At 52.7% G+C, this 19911-nt stretch carries 16 protein-coding genes; 6 read left to right on the forward strand and 10 right to left on the reverse strand.

All coding sequences use genetic code 11. From position 1 onward, the window contains the following. Window positions 1-61 precede the first annotated feature (61 nt). From ACMXD4_RS21085 to ACMXD4_RS21105, 5 genes are read left to right on the forward strand one after another with little or no spacing between them, the layout of a single operon-like run. Window positions 62-1342 (forward strand): HDOD domain-containing protein, encoded by a 1281-nt coding sequence (locus ACMXD4_RS21085; protein WP_033159187.1) that lies wholly within the window; start codon window positions 62-64, stop codon window positions 1340-1342. A gap of 4 nt (window positions 1343-1346) precedes the next feature. Further along, window positions 1347-2636, forward strand: coding sequence for an HDOD domain-containing protein (locus ACMXD4_RS21090; RefSeq protein WP_415879288.1), 1290 nt, complete (start codon window positions 1347-1349; stop codon window positions 2634-2636). 1 nt (window position 2637) lies between these two features. Continuing rightward, window positions 2638-4002 (forward strand): HDOD domain-containing protein, encoded by a 1365-nt coding sequence (locus ACMXD4_RS21095; RefSeq protein WP_415879289.1) that lies wholly within the window; start codon window positions 2638-2640, stop codon window positions 4000-4002. A gap of 34 nt (window positions 4003-4036) precedes the next feature. Then, entirely contained in the window at window positions 4037-6076 is a 2040-nt protein-coding gene (gene prlC, locus ACMXD4_RS21100) for an oligopeptidase A (protein WP_415879290.1), read from the forward strand. A gap of 60 nt (window positions 6077-6136) precedes the next feature. After that, window positions 6137-6424, forward strand: coding sequence for a hypothetical protein (locus ACMXD4_RS21105; RefSeq protein WP_415879291.1), 288 nt, complete (start codon window positions 6137-6139; stop codon window positions 6422-6424). Between the two features lie 58 nt (window positions 6425-6482). Here the strand turns inward: ACMXD4_RS21105 and tssJ are convergent, their stop codons facing one another. The 4 genes from tssJ to ACMXD4_RS21125 all read right to left on the reverse strand — a co-directional run bounded on the left by tssJ (window position 6483) and on the right by ACMXD4_RS21125 (window position 10942). Further along, a complete protein-coding gene (tssJ, locus tag ACMXD4_RS21110; RefSeq protein WP_171697318.1) occupies window positions 6483-6989 on the reverse strand; it encodes a type VI secretion system lipoprotein TssJ in 507 nt (168 codons plus the stop codon). 97 nt (window positions 6990-7086) lie between these two features. Then, a complete protein-coding gene (locus ACMXD4_RS21115; RefSeq protein WP_415879292.1) occupies window positions 7087-7218 on the reverse strand; it encodes a hypothetical protein in 132 nt (43 codons plus the stop codon). A gap of 510 nt (window positions 7219-7728) precedes the next feature. Next, entirely contained in the window at window positions 7729-9000 is a 1272-nt protein-coding gene (locus ACMXD4_RS21120; protein WP_415878904.1) for an IS256 family transposase, read from the reverse strand. 844 nt (window positions 9001-9844) lie between these two features. Further along, complete coding sequence (locus ACMXD4_RS21125; RefSeq protein ID WP_415878136.1) at window positions 9845-10942, reverse strand: IS5 family transposase; 1098 nt, start codon at window positions 10940-10942, stop codon at window positions 9845-9847. Between the two features lie 128 nt (window positions 10943-11070). Here ACMXD4_RS21125 and ACMXD4_RS21130 point away from each other — a divergent pair, with 128 nt between their 5' ends. Continuing rightward, complete coding sequence (locus ACMXD4_RS21130; protein WP_415879293.1) at window positions 11071-12297, forward strand: IS256 family transposase; 1227 nt, start codon at window positions 11071-11073, stop codon at window positions 12295-12297. A gap of 222 nt (window positions 12298-12519) precedes the next feature. Here the strand turns inward: ACMXD4_RS21130 and ACMXD4_RS21135 are convergent, their stop codons facing one another. From ACMXD4_RS21135 to ACMXD4_RS21160, 6 genes are all read right to left on the reverse strand, one after another. Then, window positions 12520-12918, reverse strand: a complete 399-nt coding sequence (locus tag ACMXD4_RS21135) for a barstar family protein (RefSeq protein WP_171697316.1) — start codon at window positions 12916-12918, stop codon at window positions 12520-12522. A gap of 162 nt (window positions 12919-13080) precedes the next feature. Continuing rightward, complete coding sequence (locus ACMXD4_RS21140; RefSeq protein ID WP_171697315.1) at window positions 13081-13560, reverse strand: DUF6985 domain-containing protein; 480 nt, start codon at window positions 13558-13560, stop codon at window positions 13081-13083. Window positions 13561-13637: 77 nt separating this feature from the next. Then, on the reverse strand, window positions 13638-14009 hold the full coding sequence (locus ACMXD4_RS21145) for an RHS repeat domain-containing protein (RefSeq protein ID WP_253734563.1): 372 nt from the start codon (window positions 14007-14009) through the stop codon (window positions 13638-13640). A 262-nt stretch (window positions 14010-14271) separates the two neighbouring features. After that, window positions 14272-14811, reverse strand: coding sequence for a hypothetical protein (locus ACMXD4_RS21150; protein ID WP_171697314.1), 540 nt, complete (start codon window positions 14809-14811; stop codon window positions 14272-14274). Window positions 14812-14980: 169 nt separating this feature from the next. Then, window positions 14981-15508 (reverse strand): hypothetical protein, encoded by a 528-nt coding sequence (locus tag ACMXD4_RS21155; RefSeq protein WP_171697313.1) that lies wholly within the window; start codon window positions 15506-15508, stop codon window positions 14981-14983. A gap of 7 nt (window positions 15509-15515) precedes the next feature. Further along, window positions 15516-19898 carry an RHS repeat-associated core domain-containing protein gene (locus tag ACMXD4_RS21160; RefSeq protein ID WP_415879294.1) on the reverse strand — a complete coding sequence of 1461 codons (4383 nt, stop codon included), beginning with the start codon at window positions 19896-19898 and terminating at the stop codon, window positions 15516-15518. Between the last annotated feature and the right edge of the window lie 13 nt (window positions 19899-19911).

The following is a 19911-nucleotide window of genomic DNA, read 5'->3' on the forward strand; positions in this document are numbered from 1 at the left end:
GGGCGATGTCCATGGTAACAATCTCCCCAAACCGCCCGCTATTAACGTTTACTGGAATACTATGAGTGGAATTAGAGCTTTTTTTGAAAAATCCCATGCTAAAGGCAAACCGCAGCGCGGAGGGCAACGCATTACGCCGGAAACTCTAAAACAGTTATTCCCCATCAGGAATTTAAGCGACGAGATATTACAAACTTTCGCCACTGAAAATCACGTCGAAACCCTGGCAGCCGGCAACACCTTGTTCAGCGTCAATCAACAGGCGACTTGCGCAATGTATTTGTTGCGCGGCACGGTGATTTTGGCCGATCACAACGGCAAAAGCTATGAAATATCGGCAGGCAGCGCACAAGCGAAATTCCCGATATGCAGCGGTATTAAGCACACCGCCACCGCCACCGCAAAAACCGAGATAGACCTGTTGCGGGTATCCCTGAAAATCATGCTGACGCCCAGCCGCCAAGACCACGGCAAATTATCTATTCCGGAAGAATTGCATCACAACCGGCTATTGAGCTTATTCGTCGAACATTTCGAAAATAACGACCACGAGATAGAAATCCCCTCATTACCCGAAGTGGCGATCAATTTGCGCAAAGCCATCCAAAGAGATGTCAACATCGACGAAGCCGTCAAGATTATCCAGCTTGACCCTGCCATCTCCGCAAAATTGATAGAAGTCGCCAATTGCCCGTTATACCTAACCAACGTGCCAGCGAAAAACTGCAAAGACGCGGTGGTGCGTATCGGCTTAAACGCCACACGCAACCTGGTAACGGCACTGAGTATGAAGCAGATTTTCAAAAGCAAATCGCCGCTGATTAAAAATCATTTGGAAGATCTGTGGAAACAAAGCCTTTATCTGTCCGGCCTCTGCCATGTGCTGGCCAGCCACAGCATGCAGCAAAATCCGGAAAATGCCTTACTGGCCGGACTGGTCTGCGACATCGGCGTAATTCCCTTTCTAAGTTTTACCGCCAACTTACCACCCGAATACCATAATGACGCCGAAATCCTGGAAGCCATGCCCATCATCAAAGGCCCGGTCGGCGCCGTAGTGTTGAAGGAATGGGATTTTGCCGAAGAGTTCATCGACGTAGCCAAATCGTCCAGCGACTGGTTTCAAAACAGCGGCGATACCTTGACGGTGACCGATATAGTGGTCCTGTCCAGACTCCATGCCCTGATCGGCAAAACAGCGACCGCCGATTTGCCGGCGATTACCGCCATTCCGGCGGCGGCCAAATTGAAAAACTTCTCTTTGTCTCCAGAAAATACGCTGGCCATCCTGCACGATGCCAAAACTAAAATTCACGAAGCTTTGAGCATCTTTTCCTCCTAGCCGCATGATCTGGAAATTTTTAAAAAAATCCCCGGACAAAACGCCGACAGAGAGCAGCCCCTCCCCAGCAGCCGTCAACCAACTGCCCTTGAGCTATCTGCAAAAGCTCATCCCGCTGGGGGACTTACCGGCGGCGGACTTGCTGGCGATACCGGTGACCATGCGAAACTTTAACCCCGGCGACATCATATTTAACCGCGGCGCCGAGGCGGAACAATTAAGCTATCTCTACACTGGCAACGTCTATCTGGAAGCGAATAATGGCGCCGGTTATATGGTCGAAGCCGACACCTTTAAAGCCTGTTATCCTCTGGCAACATCCGGCGAACACGCCTTCAGCGCGATAGCCAAATCGCCTACCCAAATCATCTACATGCCGCTGTCCAATTTGCAGCACAGCAGCAAACCCGTCAACAATCCGCTGATCAACCCGAAGAGCATTCCGCCCCAGCTGCGAAACAGCTTTTTTTTCGATAGCTTTTGCGATGCGTTCAGAGCCGACAACCTGCATGTTCCCAGCCTGCCGGATGTTGCCTTGCGTTTACGTAGCGCCTTGCAAAAGGACATCAGCATCGCCGATGCGGTGAAGATTTTAAACCTGGACCCGGTTATATCCTCCAAACTGATTCAAGTAGCAAATAGCCCGATCTACCGCGGCAGCAACCCCATCACCAGTAGCCATGATGCCGTGAATCGGCTGGGATTTAAAACCACGCAAAACCTGGTTACCAGCATCAGCCTGCACCAGCTGTTCAGAAGCCGCAACCGGCAACTGAACAACATTATTCAGACACTTTGGAAACAAAGCATTCAGATTGCCAGCCTCAGCCACACGCTGGCCGGACTTACCCGAAAAGTAAACGCCGACGAAGCTTTACTGGCTGGGCTAATTCACAACATCGGCGCCTTACCGATTGTCACCTTTGCCGAAAGCATGGACATGTCACGCTATACCGAAGAAGAATTACAGGCCAGCATCGTCTGCCTGCAAGGCTTGTTGGGCACCCATATTTTGAAAAAATGGCATTTCCCCGATAGTTTCCAGCAAATTCCCGTCAATACCACAAATTGGTACTTTGACGACGGCCAGGGCCTGCAACTCTATGACGTTGTGCTGTTAGCTAAATTTCACAGCCAACTCGGCGGCACCAATACCCAGAAACTGCCGCCGCTAAACACCTTGCCTGCCTTTCAAAAACTGGACGATAGCGCACTGACGCCGGATATGTCTCTGAAGGCATTACAGGACGCAAAACAACAAATTGCCGAGGCCATCAACTTTTTCAGGACATAAGATGAATTGGTTTTCCAAGCTACTGGAAAAAAACACCACCGCCAACAAACCAAGCCGGAAAGCCGTGCCGCCTGGTGCAGAACACCGGGGTAGCCTACCAACCGACAACCCAGTATCCAAACCCAGCACCACTCATCGGCAAGCGCTTAGCGTCGCACAGCTGAAAAAATTCGCACCCTTACGCGATCTCGATGACGCAGCCCTAAGCTCGCTGCCGCATCTCAGTTTGGCCTACGCCAAAGGGGCGATTATTTTTACCCTGGGGCAACCGACCAGCAGCGTACTGTATTTGTTGGCCGGCCAACTATCGATGCAACCGGATAGCGATAGCCGCTATCAAATCGACGCCGATTCCACGCTAGCCAATCTGCCGCTGAACAGCGGTAGCCGTTGCGGCGCTACCGCCACGGCGCTCAGCGATGTGCGTATTTTGGAAATCCCTATCCAACTCAACCGCTTATGGACAGATAAAAGTCAGGAAAGCGCCAATTGCGTGGAACTGGTCGACATTCAACTGCCGGAGCCGATCAACGGCAGCCGCTTTTTCAACAGCTTCGCCCAAGCCTATCGGGAAAACAAACTGCGCCTGCCTTCCTTACCGGATGTCGCCCTGAAACTAAAAGATGCGGTGCAAAAAGACATCGGCATCCGCGGGGCCGCAGAGATTATTCAGCTGGACCCGCCTATCGTGGCAAAATTAATCCAGGTGGCGAACAGCCCCTTGTACGCCACAGAAATACCGATCAACAATTGCCATGACGCGGTAGCTCGCATCGGCCTGAATGCTACGCGGAATTTGGTGATGGGCATCAGCATGAAACAATTATTCAGTTGCACCGACCCGGAACTCATGAAGGGCATGCAGGCCTTATGGAAAAACAGCCTGTATGTCTCAAGTTTAAGCTTTGTCTTGGCCCAGGAGTGCAGCAACATCAACCCGGAGGACGCCCTGCTGGGCGGTTTGATTGCCGACATCGGCGCGATTCCCTTACTGCATTTTGCCGAACAATTTCCCGACGGCGGCCCCAGCTTTCAGGAACTAAAAACCGCACTGCCCTATTTACGCGGCCCGGTCGGCGTACTGATGCTGCACACCCTGGGTTTTCCCGAACAACTGGGCAACATTCCGCATCAAGCAGAAAACTGGCTGTACGACAGCGGCCCTGAACTAACGATGACCGACATCGTCATCCTCGCCAAATTACACAGCTATTTCGGTTCCGGCAATGCCCGAGATCTGCCTTATATCAACTCGATTCCGTCTTACAGCAAACTAAATCACGGTAAACTCAACCCTGATTTTTCTTTGATGGTGTTGAAAAAAGCCCAAAACCGGGTCAACGCCGCCATGCATTTATTATCCTAATTTTCCCGATATTCATATCAGACTGGCTACCGACATGACCAATCCTTTGCTCGAAAACACCGAACTACCGCAATTTTCTAAAATCCTGCCCGAACACGTGGAGCCGGCCATCAGCCAGTTACTGGCCGAAGCCCGGCAAACCATAGACCGGCAACTGCAAGCCGGCGGTCCCTACACCTGGCAAAACCTGATCGAACCGATCGAAGCCGCCGAAGACCGCTTGAACAAGGCTTGGTCGCCGGTCAGCCACATGAATTCGGTAGTCAACAGCGAAGCGATGCGTGATGCCTACAATGCCTGCCTCGGCAAACTCAGCGAATACGCCACAGAAACCGGCCAAAACCGCGCCTTGTACGAGGCCTACCAAGCCATACACGACAGCGCGGACTTTGCCAAGCTCGACCGCGCCCAACAAAAAATCGTCAACAACGCCCTGCGCGACTTTCATTTGTCCGGCGTGGATTTACCGCCCGAACAACAGGCGCGTTATAAAGAAATCAACCAGCAATTATCGAAACTAGCCAGTCAATACGAAGAACATTTACTGGACGCCACCAACGCCTGGCACAAACAGATTACCCATCTCGACGATTTGGCCGGCCTGCCGGAATCGGCTCTGGCCCAAGCCAAACAAGCCGCCGAAGCGGAAGGCAAAGACGGCTGGTTGATCAACCTGCAATTCCCGTCGTATCTGGCGGTGATGACCTACGCTGACAACCGCGAACTGCGCCGCGAACATTATGAGGCATTCTGCACCCGAGCCTCCGATCAAGGCCCGCATGCCGGGCAATGGGACAATTCCGAATTGATGGAGCAAATCCTGGCGCTGCGCCACGAGAAAGCCCAATTGCTGGGCTTTAACAACTACGCCGAATATTCGCTGGCTACTAAAATGGCCAAATCCACCGAAGATGTGGTCAAGTTTCTGGAAGATTTGGCCGACAAATCCTGGCGCCAAGCCCGCCGGGATTTGACTGAATTGAAGGAATTTGCCGCCGCCGAGCACGGTCTGAACGACTTGCAAGCCTGGGACATCGGTTATTACTCGGAAAAAATGCGCCAGCACTTCTACCAATTGTCGCAAGAAGAAGTGAAAGCCTATTTCCCCGACAACAAAGTCGTGCCCGGCCTGTTTGCCATCGTCGAAAAACTCTATGGCTTGCAAATCAGCGAAATCAAAGACTTCGACACCTGGCACCCCGACGCCCGCTTTTATCAAATCCTGGATAAAGACGGCCAGTTGCGCGGACGTTTCTTCCTGGACCTGTACGCCCGCGCCAAAAAACGCGGCGGCGCCTGGATGGATGACTGCGTCTGCCGTAAAAAAGTCGGCGATGCACTACAAACACCGGTGGCGTATTTAACCTGCAACTTTACCCCGCCGACTGGCAACGACCCGGCCTTGCTGACCCACGACGAAGTGGAAACGCTGTTTCACGAATTCGGCCACGGTCTGCATCACATGTTGACCCAGATCGATCACCTCGGTGTCTCGGGCATCAACGGCGTCGAATGGGATGCGGTGGAATTGCCCAGCCAATTCATGGAAAACTGGTGCTGGGAAAAAGAAGCGCTGGGCCTGATCTCCGGCCATTATCAAACCGGCGAACCGCTGCCCGATACGTTGTACGACAAAATGTTGGCGGCAAAAAACTTCCAAGCCGGCATGATGATGGTGCGGCAACTGGAATTCAGCCTATTCGATTTCAAGATGCATCGGGATTACGCTCCGGCCAAGGGCGGACAAATTTATACCATCCTCAAACAGGTGCGTGACCAGGTAGCCGTGGTCAAGGTACCGGAATTCAACCGTTTCGCCCATAGCTTCTCGCATATTTTCGCTGGTGGTTACGCCGCCGGTTATTACAGTTACAAATGGGCGGAAGTGTTGTCGGCGGACGCATTTTCCTTGTTCGAGGAAAAAGGTATCTTCGACCGAGCCACTGGCGAAGCATTCTTGCATAACATTTTGGAACAAGGCGGCAGCAGCGACGCGATGACGCTGTTCAAAAACTTCCGCGGCCGCGAACCCAATATCGACGCCCTGCTCAGACATAACGGTATCGCCGCGTAAATGTTTCCTGGATTGCCTTGATGCTCGCCATCAAGGCAATCGAGTTTTTCAGGAGCGAAAATGAAAAACTGCCCGCAATGCGGCCAGCCCAGGTTGGGCGAGGCATTTAAATGTCCGAGTTGCGACGTGTTTTATTCCCAGCTCGACGAATTGCTGTACGCAGAACAGCAAAAACAGGAAAGCCAAACACTAAAAGGCACGCTTAAACGCATTCGCGCCGCCGAAGACCGCTCACAAGCCCTGGGAGCTGCGTTGAAAACCCTGTGGTTCAACACGCCCTTAAAAACCAAGATCGTGATTTGGACCTTAATCGCGTTCGTGTTTGTGCTGGTGGTGCCGGTTTTTTAATTGCTTAAAACGCTCAGGGACTAAAAGCTAACCCATAGTCCCTGTCGTTATTCCCCACTTAATCTTCTTTAGGTGCTGCGGGTGCGGGTTCCGTCGGCGTATTGGTCACGGTTAGACTATTGGCATCCAGCTTAAGTAACACCGCATTGTTCTGATGAGCCTTCAACTCGGTCAAAGTGCGCCAGCCGGCATTATCCAATTTACGAAAAGCCGCAAAAAACCCCAATACCCGGGTATCCGCAGCCGGCTCGATCCTCAAGGATTTGTTCTCGCCGGGCTTTATCACCAACTCTTGCTTGCGTACCAGATCGGCGGCCAAAGTAGCCTGCTCTTTATCGAATATGGCAAAAAAATCGGCACCGTTAAAACCACTTTGCTCCCGCAATTCATAAATTCTTAACACCACCGGCGAGGCTTTACCGTCGGCGTCGGGGTTAATTGAGGCGGTGCTGTTTAGCGTTAGCTCAACGACTGTTGGCGGTGGCGGAGCCGGTTGCTCAGGCACCTCTGCACACGCAGCCAACAACGAGGCAAAAAAAACTGGCAGTAATCTGGCTAACAACATACGACTATCCCTTTAAAAATTAGTTAACGCCATTCTGCCATAGGCACACAGTCACAGTACAAGGATTCATTTCCGGTAATTACTAGGCCGGCGTCGGCTAGTTTTTCAACTTGGTTAGATGCAGTTGCGCTGGCTCAAGGGCGCCGTAGCGGTATTGCGTCGTGCCATTCGGCGTTTCGGCGCGAATCAGGCGGTTGTCGCTATAGTATTGGTAGCGGGTGACAGACAATGAGGCCGGCCTTGCCGCGCTTTTCTTAAATCACGTGCCCGCCGAAAGAGGGCTAAGCCGTCTAATTCAGGACTTCACAGCGAATCAGTGCATTTCCCGGCTTACGATTGCGCTGAAGTAACAGTATCTACGCAGGCTTTATTAGTTACCACTGCAAATCATAGGCTATTGTGGGCTTAATATTGGAAGTTACCCTATTCATACTTGCACCATTAACTAGCCTATAAATGCATCATTTTCTAAATAGAAAAAACAGCCTCTATAAATTCCTGCAATGTTGCATTTGGCACATGCTCAACCTTAAGTAAAATAATATCACTGAAATTTGGAGACTCAAGCCAGGAGTAATACCCCTGCCCAGCAAGTTGACTGGGAATAAGCCCACCACTTTCTTTGGAATAATCTTCAACTTCGTCACTTGAAATAACAACAAACTCAGCCGCGACAATATTATCTTTATTGATCTTTGGCTTGGAGAAATAGTCAAATCTGGTGTATGGCTGATTTGAATCAGGCGGCCATCTGCTGTGTTTCTTCTGTTTTCTCCGGTTCCATGATGACAGCCATGCCGTCCTGAAAACGGATGCCCTTAATCACATCCGGCAATCGTTTAAATCCGCGTATTTTGCGCCAACTCTTCTCGGCGGTTAACGTCAATTGGAACACTAACCCCAACAAGGTATTGCGGGACACGCAGTTCTTGGTGCGGGTGGTCCGATGGCGAATCGTCGCAAAGCTGGATTCGATCGGATTTGTCGTCCGAATGTGTATCCAGTGCTCGGCGGGAAAGTCGTAAAAGGCCAATAGCGATTCACGGTCTTTTTCCAACACGCCCACCGCCTTGGGGTACTTGGCTTCAAAGTCACGCAAGAACGTGTCGAAGGCTTGATTGGCCAGGGCTTTGGTTTCCGCCATCCAGATTTCTTTCAGCCCCGCCTTGGCCTTGCCTTGGATTGAATCGGGTAGCGTCGCCAGCACATTCGCCGTCTTATGCACCCAGCAGCGCTGGTGTTGTGTGGTGGGCCAAGCTTCGTTGATGGCTGCCCAGAAACCCAAAGCGCCGTCGCCGGTAGCCAGTTTCGGCACGTCCTGTAGACCTCGCGTTTGTAAATCCTGCAAAACACTCAGCCACGAGGCTTTCGATTCCCGATAACCGTCCGATAAGGCCAGCAAGCGCTTTTCACCCTGTTCGTTGACTCCGATGATGACCAATAGGCACAGCCGATCATCCTCGCCACGCAGGGTCGAATAGATGCCGTCGGCCCAGACATACACAGTGCGCTCCTTCGATAAATCTCGCCGATTCCAGGCCAGATAATCCTCGGCCCATTGGGCTTTCAGGCGGCTAACCACGGCAGGTGACAAGCCTTTGGCATCGTCACCCAGCAACACCGATAAGGCCGACTGCATGTCGCCGGTGGAAATGCCGCGCAAATACAGCCAGGGTAAGGCCGCTTCCACCCGTTTTGTCTTGCGAACATACGGCGGCACCAGCGACGAGTTGAACTTGATCCTGCCGCCGGAACGGTCTCGAACCTTGGGGATTTTGACCGTCACGTTACCCACGCCCGTCACGATCTCCCGCTCAGGCAAATAGCCATTACGCACCACGGTTTGCCGGCCCCGTAAATCGGTAACCTTGGCGTATTCGCCCAGAAAAGCCTGTAGCTCCGCCTCAACGGCTTGTTGGATCAAGGCTCTAGCACCCGTCTTCAACAAATCCGTCAAAGGATCGTTAATCCCACTGGCATTATTCCAGTCTTTTGCATTATCTTTGTTCATGGCGTCTCTCATTTTGCTGTTATTCGATCTCGTCAATCTCATTTCAGCAGAGGGCGCCACCTTTCATCAAGTCGGGCCGTACACCAGATTTAGTTATAACTCTTTGGCTTGGTATAGATCCTACCCGCCATGGGAAGCTCGTTAATTTCATTTTTTAAAGTTTCAAATCCTAAATAGCTTTTTAACATAACCACTCCTCTAAATAATTTTCTACTTGCAATCGGTGACGCCGCCCCATTTGTTTCGCCCCCCCTTCCAACGGGATGATATATCTTGCAGTACTTGGTATGGTCCGCCTTACCAACAAGCTGTCAAGAGCCAGATTCATCACTATGATGCCAAGTCATTCTAGGAGGTAAATCACCACTGAATGCGCCGCTGGCTTTAGGAGAGATGGTTCGGGTGGTAGTGGTAGATGTTGCGGCTAGCTTGGGTTATGTCTTGTTCGTGTAGTGCCAAGGGCCGGAAGCTCCCAGGCTCGAACAGGTAGTTGCGGCTGCGCAGGCTGTCGGTTTCCGCCAGCAGGAGCGGGCCGTTGTATTGAAGCGGGGGGCGCCTTACGCGGTGCGTTTGGTGATGCACCGTCCCACGGAGTCGTAGCGGTATTCGCCGATTCCTTGACGCGCTATTCTTCGATCAAGGCTGGAGGGTGTAAGAATTTTTGTGTAAACGGCCATTAGCAGGCTGGTGAAAAACCCGCCGATATTTCCCCTTACCCACGATGTTCGTGATTTTTTCGAGTTGAAATCGGTCATGACATCGAGTTTCAAGCGTTTTGCCCCGGTTTCAAGGGCTTTTTATTCGCCTGAAGCCGTCTGTGGACGGTTTTCAGGCGAACTTCACCCTAGGCGGGTGCACTCCACGCCGGTTTCGGCGTGAACACCAATAGGTTGAGCATGCGCGTCAGGTTGTAGGCGGCAAAGCAAAACAAGGCCTGACCCGCGACTTTGGCTAAGCCGATGTGACGGGTTTTGCGCAGGCCGCCGACCGTTTTGACCCAGCCAAAGGCTTCTTCGACGATTTTGCGGCGCTTGAGACTTTGGGCGTAACCTTTGCCGCGCGCGGTGCGGCCGTCGACGGCACTGCCAATCTTTTTGCGGGCCACATGGGCTTTGATATCACGGGACTCGAGTCCGTTGACGAACGCCGGTTGGTCATAGCCTTTGTCGGCACCGACGCTGCCACCTTGGGGCACGCGGCGTTTGATCATTTTTTGCGCGGCTTCGATTTCGGCGGTGCCGGTGGCTTGTGTGGTTTCGACATCGACAATCAGGCCGTTGCGATTCTCGGACAAGGCATGGGTGATGTAACGCAGTTTGGCCTCGGTGTATTCGCCTTTCTTGTAAAGCCGGGCTTCGGGATCGGTTGTACTTTGATGGGTGGCGTTGCTGCGCTTTTCGCCACTGAAGTCGATCTCGGGATTGCGGCCGGCGGGTTTATCGGGACCACTACCATCTTTTTTGACGAAGCTTTTGTGCGAGGCCCAGGCTTCAATGAGGCTACCGTCGACGCTGAAGTGTTCGTCGGACACCAGATTTTGCCATTCGGCTATGGCCAGTACCCGCTCAAAAAATTCGCGACTCAGGGCTTCAGACAACAGACGTTCGCGGTTGGCACTGAACACTGTGCGTTCCCACACGGCGTCGTCGATGCCCAGACCGACAAACCAGCGAAACAACAGGTTGTAGTCCAGTTGTTCCATCAACTGACGCTCGCTACGGACCGTATACAGGACTTGTAACAGCAAGGCGCGCAGCAGTTTTTCAGGGGCAATCGAGGGACGGCCTGTGTGCGAGTAACGCTCGGCAAAGACGGCATCCATAGAGGCCAATACGCCATCAACCAGTAGCCGTAAACGACGCAACGGATGCTGTTTGGGAATACGGTCTTCCAGGCTAACATAGCTGAACCAGCTGTTTTGAATGGCATCGTGTCCGCGCATTGAAAGGCTCCAAATTTAGGTAGCCTATTTTAACAGTTGGCCCCTCATCTATGCCTTAGCTTACTTGGCTTTTCGAGTTTTTCACCAGCCTGTTAGGCAGGAAACTGCCGTTCCTTAGAGGAGAAAAAATGACCGTATCAAAATCCATCCCTACCGAGTTGCTCGATTCCTTGTTGTCCGGTTATCAGAAACCCGAAGACCTGATTGGCGAAAATGGCCTGCTGAAGCAATTGACCAAGGCTTTGGTTGAGCGTGCTTTAGAGGCAGAAATGACTGAACATCTGGGCCACGCCAAGCATGAAGCCGTCACTAATCCCAGCGGCAATGCACGTAATGGCAAGAGCCGGAAGAACCTGAAAGGTGACTTCGGCGAATTGCAGCTTGAGATTCCGCGAGACCGGCACGGCAGTTTCGAGCCGCAAATCGTCGCAAAACATCAAACGCGGTGGACAGGTTTCGACGACAAGATCATTTCGCTGTATGCCCGTGGTATGACGGTACGGGAAATCCAGAGCCATCTGGAAGAGATGTATGGCGCCGAGGTGTCGCCTTCGTTGATTTCCTCGGTCACCGATGCGGTAGCCGATGAAGTCAAAGCTTGGCAATCACGGCCGCTGGAACCGATTTATCCCATTGTCTATCTCGATTGTATACACGTCAAAGTGCGCGACACTGGCGCCGTGCGGGTCAAGGCCGTCTATTTGGCGATTGGCATCAATCTGAATGGCGAAAAGGAAGTCCTGGGGCTGTGGATCGCCCAAACCGAAGGGGCCAAGTTTTGGCTACAGGTGGTCACCGAACTGAAAAATCGCGGCGTGCAGGATATTTTCATCGCCTGTGTCGATGGGCTGAAAGGCTTTCCGGAAGCCATCGAAGCCGTGTTTCCGCAAGCCGCCGTTCAGTTATGCATCGTCCACCTGGTGCGTAACAGTCTGAACTATGTCGGTTGGAAAATGCGCAAACAGATCGCCGCTGACCTCAAGCGGATTTATCAAGCGGCTACCGTGGCGGAGGCTGAGCAACAATTGGCTGCGTTCGAGGCGCAATGGAACGGCGATTATCCCTCGATTGCCCAAATATGGCGGCGTAATTGGAGCCGCATCATCCCATTTTTCGACTATCCGCCCGAAATACGCCGTATCATCTACACCACCAACGCTATCGAGTCGGTCAATATGAGCCTGAGGAAAATCACCAAGAATCGCGGCGCTTTCCCCAATGACGAGGCACTATCGAAACTGTTTTATCTGGCACTGATTAATATTAGTAAAAAATGGACCATGCCCTTGCATGACTGGAAAGCCGCTTTAAATCGGTTTAGCATTCAATTTGAAGACCGGATGCCAAGCCACTAAACCAAAACCCGTTTACACAAAATTCAGGACACCCTCGGTAGATGCGGCTACGCTGGCTATCGGTTTCTGCGAGCAGGCGCGGGCCGTCATATTGAAAGCGGGTTTGCCTTACGCAGTGCGTTTGGCGAGGCGCCAGCCCAGGGCGTCGTAGCGATATTGCGTCTTGCCATTCGGCGTTTCGGCGCGAATCAGACGGTTGTCGCTATCGTACCTACGCGGACTTCAAAGCACGCATAATATTAAGAGATTTTTTGTTTTTCCTAAAGTTAGTTTTGCGTTCGCGAGGGAATGCGGCAGATCCACCAATATCTCCATTGCAATATCAAAATCTTCAGGAGCTTTTGTTTTAATGGTTGTGGTGTCCGGCCATATGATAAGAATATTACTATCCGGTAGGCTATCTAGCCCCGACCACAATGAATCAGCGAGCGCATCCCAGCTCTTCTTGTTTTGTAGTGGAGGTTCCAATGGCAAATTGTCGCGGACCGCTTTAAAGAACTGATCTTTAGAGCAAATGTTGGAAGGAAGTGTGTAAATCAGCCACCCATTTTGCTGACACTCGTAAACTATTAATTCGGCGTTTATTGAATCAGCAGTAATAAATCCTTGATTATCTGACATCGTAATTATCTGATTTGCACAAACGCTGGATTTCCAGCCTCTCCATAGCGAGCCCACGTGTAGTAATTTCTCCTGCTTGACTGTTTACGACTCGCGTTCATGCTTACTATTACTCAAGAGCTGCATCGCGCATAAGTAGGTTTTCTTCAGCCTACAACTTATTCATAGCTCTTTATAGAAAAGCAATATGCCCCCTATTTCACATTCGTTTAAGTTTCTAAGCTTAATACCCAGTCCGTGCTCGGGGTCCCAATAACAATCAAAGGACAAGCCTATGTTACTGGGACAATCGGCTTCCAGATCAATATATATCTTAACAAGCCTAATAAGCCGTCCCACCTCTTCTGCCAAGCTTAAAGGATCAATTGTAATTTCGAATACTTGTTCGTACAGCGACTTCTTAGTTAAAATATTATCACAATAGTATTCAAAAGCCTTATCTATAACTAATTTTTCAATTCCTTCTTTATGGCTTATAAAATAATTAACAGCATCCAAGAATCTAGAGACTTCGGCATCAATATTATCAAACCTTTCTGCTTCGATAAAAATATCTATTTTTTTAGAGTCAGATAAGAATGTTTCATTGATTACCGACGACAGAACATCATCATCCACGCGAATTTGATTTATCTCGAGCATACACATACCCCTAAAATTTTTCTTTAAGACAACCAGAGGATTTTGATCTAGAAAAATTGAGTCGCTTCGCCAAAGCCTTATAGATTGCTCCCGCCCAACAGTCCAATCGGATCCTGATGAATAAGCTGCCCTGCATTAGGATCGTAATACCGGTTCAGGTTGTAATGCAAACCGGTTTCTTGGTCGTAATACTGACCTTGAAAGCGCAGGGGGTTGTCGATGGCTTCCACGTCGGCCAGGGCCAGGTTGCAGTAGGCGCGGTAGCGGGCGGACCAGACGATTTTACCTTGGCTGTCGGTCAGCTCCCTGGGCGTGCCGAGATGGTCCAGGTGGTAGAGGTAGGTGGTGCCGCTGGCTTGGGTGTTGTCCTGTTCGTGCAGCGCCAAGGGCCGGAAGCTGCCGGGTTCGAATAAGTAGGTACGGCTACGCTGGCTATCGGTTTCCGCCAACAGGCGTGGGCCGTCGTATTGAAAGCGGGTTTCGCCTTGCGCGGTGTGTTTGGCGATGCGCCGGCCTAGGGCGTCGTAGCGGTATTGCGTCGTGCCATTCGGCGTTTCGGCGCGGACTAGGCGGTTGTCGCTATTGTATTGGTGGCGGGTGACGATTTGGTCGTTCGTGAAAGCTTTCTGATTTAGGATTTGGCGGCGAATCAGTGTGCTTACATGAGTACGATTACGCTGCCACTACGGGGGCTTGACTTAAAAAGCCTCCCTAAGCTCTGTATCCAGGAAAGACTTCTTTTTTTAACAAATCCAAATCTTCACCCTTATCAAAAAAATGAATAAGACGATCCCTCACGTCATTATCGCCCCACATATTCGTCAATTCATATTTCTCTATAATTTCCTTATCGGCTGGAAGCGATAGGTCTTCTTCCACCACTCGCCCCGCCGTTGTGCTGATATTTCCTTCCGTACCAATATCGATAAGGTTGCCTCCCTTGAAGGGGTAACCTCCATCAAAATTAAGTTTCGGCTTAATCCAGTAGGGTTCACAGGACGCGGCGCTCGGCTTTACATCTTTATCTGAAACTTTTTTGTCAGCCAAATTATGTAACACGATATTTCCAATAAATAACGTAAATATTGGATCGACTTGATTTAAATCTATACCGTGCCAATTTCCGTCGCGACTAGTAATATTGAAAAACCGCATGGCAGCTCGACCCAACATTTGCCCCAACGAGTAAAGGTCCTCGCGAAGCTTAAGGCTTACAACATTATTGTGCTTCCACACGATTCTTTTGGCCATTTCTCGGTCTAATTGTTTCCGGGCCGGTTGGCGATTTGGCTGGCCTTCCGGCGCTTTTCTTCGATCAGGTTACCTGCAGCAAGTCGGCAAAGCTTTGCTAATTCAGGGTTTCGTTACGAATCAGCTTCCCTCTGTACCATTACACTTCCGCAAATCCTAACTACGCAGACTATTTAGCATTTCCAAGTTGGATACGAACAATACCACCTACTGGTAACATATCAACACCTGATTGGAATAATCTCAGCGCACCATCTGTATATCGATGACTCTTCATTACCGACGTTTCTCCGCTTTGCGGATTTATTGCGACAGCACCACACTTTGTTTTTTTCTTAATGATTGTGGCAAATTCTTTCCATTTCGACAACGAAGCTTCATCGTCAGTTTTGCATGATAACCATGATCGTTTGAGCCCGTCTTTCGTCAACTGTCCAACATCGAGAACTAACGCGTTTGGGTTGTGGATTACAAAGTCGTAGCGACTTACACAATTTAAGTCGACGGGATAAAGTGTAAAACCCAAGCTGATTTCGCCTGCATTTTCAAATGCGAGACTTCTACCATCCCAAGCTTCGGCGCGAAAAGGCGTTCCCCCCATCAACGTTATATTTAAACCTTCCAGAGACCTTATTGCCATAACCATGTCGTTGACCTCTTCTGGTAACGCATGGAACTGTATAGATAAGCTTCCCATATACCACCTAATCGTATGGAACAAAATTGGTTGGAATCCCTGCTTTATCGGTCAAATCTTTCATCGCGTCTATCTCCCGAGAAACCGGGCTACCATCAGCTTTGGTTCTACCAACATTTGTAGCACGTATTTCACCTTCTGGTGTTCTATACAAAATATCTGGACGCCTCCCAGACTTAATACCTCCGGGGGTTGCAATTAACTCTTCCTTACCGCCTCCACCTGAGAGAATTGTATTCCCCTCGTCTTGAAGTCGAGCTGCTTCAGCTCGAATTTTGGCATTGTGCGGCGCGTTAGGATCAGTTTTGGGACCTCTTTTCGCCCCACAATCCTTTCCAGTCAGACCCAAAGGATCAATCCAATTCAAAGGATTAGGCGCATACCGGTAAACGTTACTTCCGCCTTCCAACCCAATCGGATCCTGATGAATAAACCGCCCCGCATTCGGATCGTAATACCGGTTAAGGTTGTAATGCAAACCGGTTTCTTGGTCGTAATACTGGCCTTGGAAACGTAGCGGGTTGTCGATGGTTTCGACGTCGGCCAGGGCCAGGTTGCCGTAGGCGCGGTAGCGGGCGGACCAGACGATTCTGCCATCGGTATCGGTCAGCTCCCTGGGCGTGCCGAGATGGTCCAGGTGGTAGTGGTAGGTGCTGCCGCTGGCTTGGGTGTTGTCTTGTTCGTGCAGCGCCAAGGGCCGGAAACTGCCGGGCTCAAACAGGTAGGTACGGCTGCGCTGGCTATCGGTTTCCGCCAGCAACCGCGGGCCGTCGTATTGAAAACGGGTTTCGCCTTGCGCGGTCTGTTTGGCAATGCGCCGGCCCAGGGCGTCGTAGCGGTATTCACTGATTCCTTGCGGCGTTTCGGCGCGAATCAGGCGGTTGTCGCTGTCATATTGGTAGCGAGTAACGATTTGGCCGGCCTTGCCGCGTTTTTCTTCGATCAGGTTGCCGGCGGCGTCGTAGCGGTAGTGGCGGTCGCCCATCATCAGCAAGCGGTCGCCTTCGACGCGGCCGGCTTCGGCGTTGGCGCCCAATAGATTGCCGGCCGGGTCGTGGACGAAGCTTTCCGGGCTGAGGCCTTCGTTGCGGATCAGGCGGGCGGCGGGGTCGTAGTGGTATTGGCTGCGACCCTGGCGCAGGTCGTCCAGTTCGCGCAGTTTGCCGGCCGTATCGTAGCTGTACTGGCGGCCGATGAGTGGCGCTTGGCCTTTGCTGGCGACGTGTTGCCGCAACAGGCGGCCCAACGGATCGTAGTCGTAGTAGGTGTTGAGTTGGCCTTGACTGCGACCGATTTCCCGGCCCAGATCGTCGTAGCGGTGGCTGGTGAGGGTTTGGCCGTCGAATTCGATGCTGTCCAGGTAGCGCTCGCCAAAACGGTAGTCGATGCGGTGCCGGTCCGGGGTTTCGGTGTGGATGCGCCGGCCCAGCAGGTCGTATTTGTGGCGGACGATGGCGCCGTTCTGGTTTTCCTGGTTGATCTGGCCCAGGGCGTTGTAACCCAAAAGCACCAGGCTGTCGGCATTTTTGGCTAGTTGCAAGCGGCCCAGCGGATCGTAGCCGTATTGGCTCAGACTGCCGTCGGCGGCGTGTTTTTTCAGCAGCCGGCCGAGGCGGTCGCGTTCGAAGCGGGTGACGCTCCAATCGCCGTCGGCGCCGGGTTGCAGGTAGGCTTCCAGCGCGCCGGCGGCGTTGTAGCGGTAGCGTTGGATGCGGCCGTCGAAGCCGATTTCTTCGATCAGATTTTCGTCGTGGTCGTAGTTAAGGCTGTAGGTTTCGCCTTTGGGGTTGATCAGGCCGATCAGGTTGCGTTCGCTGTCGTAGCGATAACGCATTTCGTGGCCCAGCGGATCGATGCGGGCGGTGGGTTGGGACAGGCCGTCGTCGTAGCGGTATTCGGTGGTGTGGCCCAGGCCATCGATGTAATGGGTCAACAAGCCGGCGGCGTTGTAGCGCAGTTGCACGGTGCTGCCGTCCGCGTGTTGCACTGCGGTAACGCGGCCGGCCGCGTCGTAGCCGTAACGGGTGGTGCGTTTGTCTTGATCGACGATGGCGACGATACGGTCATCATCATCGTATTGGTAGCGGGTCTTGATGCCGTCGAAGCCGATCTCGCCGACCAGGCGCAACTGTTCGTCCCACAACAGCGAGCGCGTCCGGCCCAGCGCATCGGTGATGCGCACCGGTACGCCTTGAGCATTGTATTGATATTGGGTGACCGCGCCGTTGGCGGCGACGGTTTCCTCCAGACGGCCGCCTGCGTCGTAGCGGCGCAGCCAACGCTGATCCAAGGCATCGATCAGTTCGACCGGACGGCCTTGCTTGTCGTATTTGATGCGCTGGCTAAAACCCAGCGCATCGGACACGCCGATCAGGCGGCCTTCGTTATCGTAGTTAAAGCGGGTGACGCCGCTATCCGGTGCTACGGTTTGCGCCAGTTGATTGTCGGCGTTGTAGCTATGGCGGGTTTCCCGGCCTTCCGGACTGCGCTCCAAGAGCAACAGGCCTTGCGGGTCGTGATGATAAACCGCGACGCCGCCGCGCGAATCGATGGCATGACTGACGCCGTCCGGCAACCATTCGAAACGGTAGTCGTAAACACCGTTATCACCCCAGTTGTGCAGGCATTTGCCTTGCGGCGTGTCTTGATCCCATTCGAAGTAAAAGTTAAAGCCGCTGGGCAGGGTGCGGCGGGCGATGACATGGTTTTGATAGGCGTAGGTTTCGCCTTGCTCGAGCCGGTCGCGAGCACCGATTAAATCGCCTTCTTCGCTATAAAGATAATTTACCAGCGGCTCGCCGGCCGCTTCGAATCCGCTTCCGCTACGCTTGCCGGGACGAATCGCGACGATGCGCCGGCTTTGGCGTTCCAACAGTAAATGCTTGTTCCAGCTGGCGGAGATGCGCTCGACGTCGCCGTTGGCGTCGCGGTGAAAATACAGGCTTTGGCCCTGGCTGTTGTGCCAGGCCCGCAGAGGGCAACGGCCAGACCGACCGGTGAAGGTTTTCGCCAAACCGCTAGGATCGACGATGCGATACTGGCCGTTTTCCCGGTACAAGCGAACCTGTTCCGGTAGATTAATGCTATAGGCTCCGGGCTTGGGCAAGGGCAAATCGATACGCTGACCATCGGCATTGCAAAACGTCACGCGCTCGCCGATTTCCAGCCACTCGTCCAACGGCGTCAGCCAGCCGAAACCCAATTGATGATCAACATCGGATTGGCTGCTACGGTAATAACGCCGCCAAGCCAAGGGCAATGGGCCATCCCAAGTAAAGTCGATTTTTTCCAGCATTTCCTCGCCGGTGAGCATGCTGATCGGCTCGCCGGCGGTTTTGCAATCCTTACCCGGACATGCGGTTTGTTTAGAGGTGGAGGCCCCGCCGGCAGCTTCTCCCTCCGCCGCCGCACCCGCGCGAGCCGGCGCTTTACCGGATGCCGATTTGCCGGTTGCTTGCGATGGCGTTACTGCTTCCGAGGCGGCTCCCGATTCGCGGGCCAAGCCTTTTTTTCCGCGTAAAGAGCGCACTTTTGCCAACAGCGCGACAAAGGCCGCAACACCGATCACCGCGATGGCTTCCGCCAGATGCGTGGCAGCTTCGTCTAGATCTTGTTCGCTTCCGGCAGTGGCGGTGATCGCCAAAAATTCGCCCAGGTCGCGGGCGACGCCGAATACCGCGAGCCCGAACATCAGGATGCCGCCGACCAGCATCAGAATATCAACGATTTCGCCAACGCCAAACACGTGGGCGCCAGCCCAAATAACCAATGTTGCGGCCATGATCGCCAAGCTTTCCGGACTGAGCAGCGTTTCAAACTCGCGGCGCATACTGCCGGGCAGTTTGGGTGCGGTTAAACGCAAGGCCTCGGAAAATTTGCGCTCCAGCGTCCAGCTCCCCACCGTTTCCACCGGTATCGGCATAGGCATATTAGGTGCGGGAGCCGGTTGGACCGCGCTAGTACTGGCAGTTGCGGGTGGCGGTGGAGGCATCGGCGCTGCGACTTTCGCTTTGTCCCCCTTCAGCAGATAAAACCAGGTGTCTTTACCGACGATACCGTCCGCGTTAATGCCGACACTTTGTTGATACTGGCGCACGGCATTCGCGGTAGCCTGAGCAAACCGCCCATCAAGGACCAAGTTTGGCGATGGACTAATACAGGCGTTAAGTAAGCCTTGCAACTGCCGAACCTCGGCACCTTGCGAGCCCGGCTTTAATGTCGGTAAACCGCTACGAGTCGCTACTATGCGCGGTGCTGCCTTGGCCGGTTGTCTGGGTAATACGCCTATGGGTGTCGGCCGTGGCGTAGCATCGCGGATCGTCGTGCCGGCGTCGATGTTGCGTGGCCGGATCTCGGAGCCCGTTGGCCTGGGATCTTTCCATCCGGCCATCTATACCTCCATC

This window comes from Methylomonas sp. TEB, assembly GCF_047777895.1.
In the GTDB taxonomy this organism is placed as follows: Bacteria; Pseudomonadota; Gammaproteobacteria; order Methylococcales; family Methylomonadaceae; genus Methylomonas.

Excerpts from the sequence above, each read along its gene's own strand:
- ACMXD4_RS21085 (WP_033159187.1), top strand. The coding sequence starts at position 62 with ATGAGTGGAATTAGAGCTTTTTTTGAAAAATCCCATGCTAAAGGCAAA.
- ACMXD4_RS21090 (WP_415879288.1), top strand. The coding sequence starts at position 1,347 with ATGATCTGGAAATTTTTAAAAAAATCCCCGGACAAAACGCCGACAGAG.
- ACMXD4_RS21095 (WP_415879289.1), top strand. The coding sequence starts at position 2,638 with ATGAATTGGTTTTCCAAGCTACTGGAAAAAAACACCACCGCCAACAAA.
- prlC (WP_415879290.1), top strand. The coding sequence starts at position 4,037 with ATGACCAATCCTTTGCTCGAAAACACCGAACTACCGCAATTTTCTAAA.
- ACMXD4_RS21105 (WP_415879291.1), top strand. The coding sequence starts at position 6,137 with ATGAAAAACTGCCCGCAATGCGGCCAGCCCAGGTTGGGCGAGGCATTT.
- tssJ (WP_171697318.1), bottom strand. The coding sequence starts at position 6,989 with ATGTTGTTAGCCAGATTACTGCCAGTTTTTTTTGCCTCGTTGTTGGCT.
- ACMXD4_RS21120 (WP_415878904.1), bottom strand. The coding sequence starts at position 9,000 with ATGAACAAAGATAATGCAAAAGACTGGAATAATGCCAGTGGGATTAAC.
- ACMXD4_RS21125 (WP_415878136.1), bottom strand. The coding sequence starts at position 10,942 with ATGCGCGGACACGATGCCATTCAAAACAGCTGGTTCAGCTATGTTAGC.
- ACMXD4_RS21130 (WP_415879293.1), top strand. The coding sequence starts at position 11,071 with ATGACCGTATCAAAATCCATCCCTACCGAGTTGCTCGATTCCTTGTTG.
- ACMXD4_RS21135 (WP_171697316.1), bottom strand. The coding sequence starts at position 12,918 with ATGTCAGATAATCAAGGATTTATTACTGCTGATTCAATAAACGCCGAA.
- ACMXD4_RS21140 (WP_171697315.1), bottom strand. The coding sequence starts at position 13,560 with ATGCTCGAGATAAATCAAATTCGCGTGGATGATGATGTTCTGTCGTCG.
- ACMXD4_RS21150 (WP_171697314.1), bottom strand. The coding sequence starts at position 14,811 with ATGGCCAAAAGAATCGTGTGGAAGCACAATAATGTTGTAAGCCTTAAG.
- ACMXD4_RS21155 (WP_171697313.1), bottom strand. The coding sequence starts at position 15,508 with ATGGGAAGCTTATCTATACAGTTCCATGCGTTACCAGAAGAGGTCAAC.
- ACMXD4_RS21160 (WP_415879294.1), bottom strand. The coding sequence starts at position 19,898 with ATGGCCGGATGGAAAGATCCCAGGCCAACGGGCTCCGAGATCCGGCCA.